The following is a 6,146-nucleotide window of genomic DNA, read 5'->3' on the forward strand; positions in this document are numbered from 1 at the left end:
TATATTCATCGACTGACAGGCCGAATCGCGAGCAAGCTCACTCCTACAGGGTCCGTGTTTGCTGCGCGACAGCGTGGGGTCAGGGACACCGGGGCGACTCCCACAGAAACCCTCGGCTGCCAGGCAAGCTTCAACGAATGAAATGCACCTTGCCGGTGTCATCGTTACCGACATAGATCCCGTACGAACCGGTCCGGCGCTCTTCGATGTAGCGTTCGAGTATTTGCCGTATCGCCGGGTAGTAGATGCTGTCCCAGGGAATGTCTTCGGGGGAGAAGAATTTGTAGTCGAGGGTTTCCGGGCCAAACTGGCCGGTGATTTCCAACGCCAGGGCGCGGAATACGATGTACACCTCGCTGATCGCCGGGACGCTGAAGATGGAGTAGGGCGAGAGGATTTCAGCCCTGACGCCGCTTTCTTCCCAGACTTCGCGCAAAGCCGCTTGCTCGGTGGTTTCGCCGCTTTCCATGAAGCCTGCGGGCAGGGTCCAGGTTCCAGGCCGGGGCGGAATCGCGCGTTGGCACAACAGGTATTTACCGTCCTGCTCAATGATGCAGCCGGCAATAATCTTCGGATTCACGTAGTGAATGTAGTTGCAGCCGCCGCACATCAATCGCTGATGAGTATCGCCCGCTGGCACGCGCTGAACGAGGTCAGCGCTGCCACAGTGCGGGCAAAAGCGCGGGGCGGGCATGTCAGTGGCCTATACGCGGTTCTTTCAGGGCCACGGGGGCGAACAGCTCGCGTACCTTGCTGCCGTCATTCTGTTTGGACTTGAGGTAATCCAGCGCGACTTTTGCGGCGCTGCGCACATGGTCCACCGAAGCCTGATGAGCTGCCAGCGGGTCGCCGCTTTTGATCGCGTCGACGATACGCTCCATCTCTTCATTACTGGCGCTGCGTCGGTTCTCCTGCGAAACCGACGTGGCGCGCAGGTAGCTGATACGCGCCTGCAACTGACGCAACTGGGTGGCCGCGACGTGGTTGCCCGAGCCTTCAAGCAGTACGTCATAAAAGCTTTGCACTGAATCCAGCACTTGTTGCAGTTCGCCTTCCTTGAGGACCTTGCGGTTTTCCTCAAGGGCTTTTTCCAGCGCGCGAATATTCTTGGCCTTGGCCCGCAAGGTGAACAACTGAACGATCATGCCTTCGAGCACGCAGCGCAGTTCGTAGATATCACACGCGTCTTCCAGGGTAATGATCGCAACGCGTGGGCCCTTGGCGTCGGCGAATTCCACCAGCCCTTCGGACTCAAGATGACGCAGGGCTTCGCGGACCGATGTACGACTCACTCCGAGGCGTTCACACAGATCACGTTCCACCAGGCGATCACCCGGTAGCAGCTGAAAATTCATGATGGCGCTGCGCAATTTATCCAGCACGATTTCGCGTAGGGTAATGGGATTGCGATTGACCTTGAAGGAGTCGTCGATTGGCAGGCGTTTCATGGGTTTGACTCTGGATGTGACAGTTGACTGAAAATATGCACGATCAGTGTTGTATACGGCATGCCGTATGCCGTGGTGCGCATTGCGTGTATTTGCGCACGCCAGGCTGTGTTGCGCAAGCTTCCGGGATGACCGGTGCAAAACGCAGCGAAGTTTATCATGGGCAATTTGCCCCGCAACGAAGCGGGGCTGCTGCAGATCAGGCCAGATCCGGCAGGGCACCCAGTTTGCCCCGGTAATAGACCATCGGCACCACAGGCTGCTCTGGCAGGATCAGATTCTTCACCGCACCGACAATGATTGCGTGATCACCGCCGTCGTACTCGCGCCACAGCTCGCACTCGATAATGGCAGTAGCATTGTTCAGCAACGGATTGCCCAGTTCGCTCAAGTGCCACTCGATACCTGCCGCTTTGTCTTTGCCTTTGCCTGCAAACGCATAGGCTTCGGCCTTCTGCCCGGCGGCCAGCAAGTGAATGGCGAAGCGCTTGCTGTCGCGCAGGACCGGGTAGGTGTCCGATTCGTAATTGGGGCAGAACAGCACCAGCGCCGGATCGATAGACAACGCGCTGAAAGCGCTGGCGGTAATGCCGACGATTCCGCCTTGCGCATCCAGGGTGGTAACCACTGTGACGCCTGACGGAAAGGAGCCCATGACTTCTTTGTATATGCTGGGTTCGATCATGTGAGGGACTCTCTTTTTTGGGCTTGTTGGGTTCGGGTGGCTAATCAATCAAGGTGTACGAGCGGGTGACTAAAGATCAGCGCATGACAAACGGATCAGGCATCGGCGCTTGCGACAGGTTGATCCAGACAGTCTTGAGTTCGGTGTAGGCCAGCACCGAATCGATGCCGCTCTCACGGCCATAGCCGCTGTTTTTGAAACCACCAATGGGTGCCATGGCGGAGACTGCGCGGTAGGTATTGACCCAGATGATACCCGAACGTACATCCCGGGCCAGACGATGAGCGCGGCCCAGGTCTTTGGTCCAGATACCTGCTGCCAGGCCAAACTGCGAGTCGTTGGCGATGGCCAATGCTTCGGCTTCGTCCTTGAAACGGATCACTGAAGCGACCGGACCAAAGACTTCTTCCTGCATGATTTTCATCGAGTTGCGGTCACACTCGAACAAGGTGGGTTCGTAGTACCAGCCGTTGCTGTCCATCTGCGGGCGCTTGCCGCCAGTGCGCAATATTGCGCCTTCTGCCAGGGCGTCGGCGACCAGACCTTCAACCACTGCCAGTTGCTGTGCCGTGGCCATGGGGCCCATTTCACTGGCATCGTCCTGAGGGTTGCCGATGCGAATACGCTTGGCGCGTTCGCTCAGTCGCTCAACAAATTCGTCGTAGATTTCGTCCTGCACCAACAGCCTTGAGCCGGACACACAGCTCTGCCCTGACGCGGCGAAGATCCCGGCGATCGCGCCATTAATGGCACTGTCCAGGTCGGCGTCGGCAAAAATAATGTTTGGTGACTTGCCGCCCAGTTCCAGCGACAGTTTCGCGAAGTTTTCAGCACTGCTGCGCACCACGTGTCGGGCAGTCGCTGCGCCACCGGTGAAAGCAATCTTGCGCACCAGTGGGTGACGAGTCAGGGCGGCACCGGTGCTTGGGCCGTAGCCGGTGACAACGTTCACCACGCCCGGCGGGATGCCGGCTTCGAGGGCCAGACGGGCCAGTTCCAGCACCGTTGCCGAGGCGTGTTCCGATGGTTTGAGAACAATCGTGTTGCCTGCGGCCAGTGCCGGGGCCAGTTTGATGGCGGTCAAATACAGCGGACTGTTCCAGGGAATGATCCCGGCTACGACGCCCATGGGTTCGTGAACGGTGTAGGCAAACAGATCCGGCTTGTCCAGTGGCAGGGTACCGCCTTCCAGCTTGTCGGCCAGCCCGGCGGTGTAGTGGAAAAACTCCGGCAGATAACTCACCTGACCCCGGGTTTCGCGGATCAACTTGCCGTTGTCTCTGCTTTCCAGCTGCGCCAGTTGTTCCTTGTTTTCAGCGATCAGGTCGCCCAGACGGCGCAGTAATTTACCTCGTGCGGTGGCGGTCAACTTGCGCCAGGCCGGATTCTCAAAGGCTTGCTGTGCGGCCTGAACCGCACGGTCCACATCGCTTTCGTCGGCGTCGGGCAATTCGGCCCAGGGCTGGGCTAGCGCCGGATTCAGGCTTTGAAAAGTCTTGCCGGAAAGGGCGTCGACCCATTGCCCGTCGATGCACATCTGAAAGCGAGTGAGCGTCATGCAACGATCCCCTTTGCTTGATTGTGTTGAGCCTCGGCCTTGCGCAGGAAATCCAGCAAAACCTGATTGACGAGACGTGGCGACTCGACCGGCATCATATGTCGTTGTTCAGCGAGTATCGCAACCTCGGCACCGGGAATACGCGAGGCCAGCTGGCGAGCCATCTCCGGCGTCGAGCCAGGGTCCAGTTCGCCGGTGGCGATCAGTGTTGGCGCAGTGATATTGCCCAGATCGTCTGCCCGGTACATGTCCTGCGTGGCAAACAGGGTGTAGGTGGTCAGGTAACCCTGCGGATCATTCTCGGCGAGTATCGTGCGGATGGCAGCGATCTGCGCCGGGTTGGCGGCCTGGTATTCCCGGCTGAACCAGCGCGAGAGTGCTTCGGCGGCGTTGGCATCCGGTCCATGTTCAGCCGCCTGAGCGGTACGCGCGATGACCCCGGCGCGCTGCTCGGCGCTGCGGTTGAATACGCTGTTGAGGACGACCATGCCCGATAAGTGCTGCGGGAAGTGCAGGGCAAATGCGCGCGCCACCAGCCCACCCATGGAAAAGCCGATCACTGTGGCTTGCGGCAGACCCAGATGCTCCAGCAGTTCAAGCAACTGCTCGGCATAGCCCAGCAGCCCGGTATCAGCAGCGGGACGCGGGCTGGCACCGTGGCCGAGCATGTCATAGGCAATCACTCGATAGTGAGGCATCAGCCCCACGACCTGGCCGCCCCACATTTCTTTATTCAGACCCACACCGTGGATCAACACCACGGGATGGCCTTCGCCGGTGGCCAGATAACTGGTCCCGGCCGGGGTGCGTTCAGCAGTAAGCCGAATCATGGAGCGCTCCTGGCCTGTGCTTGATACGGAGGGTTACTGCTGAGCCTTTTCGGCAGCCAGCTGTTCCAGATCGATGTAGCGGTTGCCAATGCGCGGATGCAGGCGGCCACCATCGGCAGCACCCAGCACAACGACGATTTCGTCGGCACGAGGCGCATCTTCGATCTTCATTTCCAGGGTGATGTAGTGCGAACGCAGGCCTTCATCGTCCTTGTGCATCATCGGGATCTGAATCGAAGTACCAGGTCCGCCGCGCTTGTTGGTGAAGCTCAGGTAGCTTTTGGCTTTGACCGCTTCGCGATAATGGTTGCCGAAGCGCAAGGTGTGGATCACTGCGGAGGCATGTTCGATTTCACCGTCAGCGCCGATGACTGCGGCTTTGCCGTAAGCCTCGATTTTGTCAGCACCGCCAATCGCATCTGTCAGACGCTTGACCATCAACTCGCCCAGCGCCGAGCAGTGCTCGCGGATTTCCGGGTTCAGGTCTTCAACGAAACCACGACCCAGCCAGGGGTTTTTGATCACTACTGCCAGACCCACCATGGTCACCGGCTTGTCGCTGGCTTTACCGCCTTCGATCAGGGTTTCTTCGGAATAGCAGACGATTTTGCGAATTTCGAAACTCATGGATGGACTCCCGAATGGGGTGACTGAATGTATTGCGTATGATGGTATACCATAATATTGGTCGTGCAAATTTTTTCTGCGTCAGGTGCTCAGTGAGAGATAAAGGCTGGATCGGCTCGCCACTCGATGAGCCAACAGGTAACGGGTATGCATTTCGTCGGCATTGCTTTCGATTCCCTGAACGGCCCACTTGGGTGCCACTCCACCTAACTGACGGTTGCGTCATTCAGGTGTTTTCGCAGCGGTTTACGTCACGGGAATTCAACGACGATTCATAACCGATCTACGAGGTGCCGCATGGCCAAGACAAACACCAGAACGACTGTTGCCGACCTGTTCATTCATGAGCTGTCCGACGTTTACAGCGCCGAAAAACAGATAACCAAAGCCTTACCCCGTCTGGCGCGGGCTTCTACCAATCCGTTGCTCAAGGAAGCGTTTGAGGCGCATCTTGAAGAAACCTATGGGCAGATCGAACGAATCGATCAGTTGGTGGAGCAGAGCGAACTCAAGCTCAAACGCATGAAATGCGCAGCCATGGAAGGGTTGGTCGAGGAAAGCAAGGAGCTGCTTGAGGAGATCGAGAAAGGCGAGGTGCTGGATGCGGCATTGATTGGTGCCTGCCAGAAGGTCGAGCACTACGAAATCGCTGCTTACGGCACGTTGATTGCCATGGCGAAACAGCTGGGCATGAAAGACGCTGCCAAGCTATTGGGCGAGACGCTGACAGAGGAAAAGTCTGCGGATGAAAAGCTGTCGGCCATTGCCGAGCAGGGCGGGAATCAGGCGGCGACGATAGCGTCGTAGAGCACAACGGCACGGTGTCCATGACACCGCGCCAGATCGACTGTAGGAGTGAGCTTGCTCGCGATAGCGATTGATCAGTCAAAAGAATCTCGCCTGATCAATCGCTATCGCGAGCAAGCTGTTGTGGCTCAATATTTATGGACCATGATGTAGGAGTATCAACCTAAGGAAGCATCATGGGATTTCGGGTC

Annotated in this window: 7 protein-coding genes; 1 reads left to right on the top strand and 6 read right to left on the bottom strand. The window is 57.9% G+C overall.

Annotated elements, in window-relative coordinates; all coding sequences use genetic code 11:
• Positions 1–130: 130 nt before the first annotated feature.
• The 6 genes from RX972_RS28815 to RX972_RS28840 form a co-directional block, all read right to left on the bottom strand.
• On the bottom strand, positions 131–694 hold the full coding sequence (locus RX972_RS28815; protein WP_316880671.1) for an NUDIX hydrolase: 564 nt from the start codon (positions 692–694) through the stop codon (positions 131–133).
• 1 nt (position 695) lies between these two features.
• Positions 696–1,448: a GntR family transcriptional regulator gene (locus RX972_RS28820; protein ID WP_255885287.1), complete on the bottom strand. Its 753-nt coding sequence runs from the start codon at positions 1,446–1,448 to the stop codon at positions 696–698.
• Positions 1,449–1,647: 199 nt separating this feature from the next.
• Positions 1,648–2,133, bottom strand: coding sequence for a flavin reductase family protein (locus RX972_RS28825; protein ID WP_027898833.1), 486 nt, complete (start codon positions 2,131–2,133; stop codon positions 1,648–1,650).
• A gap of 76 nt (positions 2,134–2,209) precedes the next feature.
• On the bottom strand, positions 2,210–3,691 hold the full coding sequence (locus tag RX972_RS28830; RefSeq protein ID WP_122395289.1) for an aldehyde dehydrogenase: 1,482 nt from the start codon (positions 3,689–3,691) through the stop codon (positions 2,210–2,212).
• Positions 3,688–4,521, bottom strand: coding sequence for an alpha/beta fold hydrolase (locus tag RX972_RS28835; protein ID WP_122395290.1), 834 nt, complete (start codon positions 4,519–4,521; stop codon positions 3,688–3,690). The genes RX972_RS28830 and RX972_RS28835 overlap by 4 nt, the downstream gene beginning before the upstream one ends.
• Before the next feature lie 33 nt (positions 4,522–4,554).
• Positions 4,555–5,148 carry an amino acid synthesis family protein gene (locus tag RX972_RS28840; RefSeq protein ID WP_027898836.1) on the bottom strand — a complete coding sequence of 198 codons (594 nt, stop codon included), beginning with the start codon at positions 5,146–5,148 and terminating at the stop codon, positions 4,555–4,557.
• Positions 5,149–5,445: 297 nt separating this feature from the next.
• Between RX972_RS28840 and RX972_RS28845 the strand changes: the two genes are divergently transcribed.
• Positions 5,446–5,955 (top strand): ferritin-like domain-containing protein, encoded by a 510-nt coding sequence (locus RX972_RS28845; RefSeq protein WP_099270764.1) that lies wholly within the window; start codon positions 5,446–5,448, stop codon positions 5,953–5,955.
• Positions 5,956–6,146: the final 191 nt, after the last annotated feature.

Source organism: Pseudomonas syringae group sp. J309-1 (genome assembly GCF_032582135.1).
GTDB classification, from domain to species: domain Bacteria; phylum Pseudomonadota; class Gammaproteobacteria; order Pseudomonadales; family Pseudomonadaceae; genus Aquipseudomonas; species Aquipseudomonas quasicaspiana.

Excerpts from the sequence above, each read along its gene's own strand:
- RX972_RS28840 (WP_027898836.1), bottom strand. The coding sequence starts at position 5,148 with ATGAGTTTCGAAATTCGCAAAATCGTCTGCTATTCCGAAGAAACCCTG.
- RX972_RS28845 (WP_099270764.1), top strand. The coding sequence starts at position 5,446 with ATGGCCAAGACAAACACCAGAACGACTGTTGCCGACCTGTTCATTCAT.
- RX972_RS28835 (WP_122395290.1), bottom strand. The coding sequence starts at position 4,521 with ATGATTCGGCTTACTGCTGAACGCACCCCGGCCGGGACCAGTTATCTG.
- RX972_RS28820 (WP_255885287.1), bottom strand. The coding sequence starts at position 1,448 with ATGAAACGCCTGCCAATCGACGACTCCTTCAAGGTCAATCGCAATCCC.
- RX972_RS28815 (WP_316880671.1), bottom strand. The coding sequence starts at position 694 with ATGCCCGCCCCGCGCTTTTGCCCGCACTGTGGCAGCGCTGACCTCGTT.
- RX972_RS28830 (WP_122395289.1), bottom strand. The coding sequence starts at position 3,691 with ATGACGCTCACTCGCTTTCAGATGTGCATCGACGGGCAATGGGTCGAC.
- RX972_RS28825 (WP_027898833.1), bottom strand. The coding sequence starts at position 2,133 with ATGATCGAACCCAGCATATACAAAGAAGTCATGGGCTCCTTTCCGTCA.